The sequence below is a fragment of the Legionella sp. genome, from assembly GCF_965140895.1.
GTDB lineage: Bacteria > Pseudomonadota > Gammaproteobacteria > Legionellales > Legionellaceae > Legionella.
Map to the genome: position 1 here is coordinate 1,049 of NZ_CBCSKT010000119.1, position 327 is coordinate 1,375.

Genomic DNA, 327 nt, shown 5'->3' on the forward strand with positions numbered 1-327 from the left:
AGTTTTAGAGCAAGCGGATGCCTTTCGACGTCCGCAGCTTTTTTATAAGATGATTATTGCCTGCCAGGCAGATGCCGAAGGGTGTGGACGAACGGTTGATTATCGACAAGCAAAGCTATGGAGTGGCTTGTTAGCAGAATGTGCTAAGGTAAATGTACAAACTATAATAGCGCAGGGGTATACTGGTGAGGCGATTAAGCATGCTTTACACCAGCATCGAGTAGCCTGTGTTGACTTAATATTAAACTCCTGGAATACAAATGAAAAACAATCATAATTTAATCTGGATTGACTTGGAAATGACGGGTTTAGACCCGGAAGCAAACC

At 42.8% G+C, this 327-nt stretch carries 1 pseudogene; it reads left to right on the forward strand.

Annotated features, from left to right (window positions below):
- Window positions 1-277: pseudogene (gene cca, locus ACQY7T_RS12375) on the forward strand (multifunctional CCA addition/repair protein); the annotation flags it as partial.
- Between the last annotated feature and the right edge of the window lie 50 nt (window positions 278-327).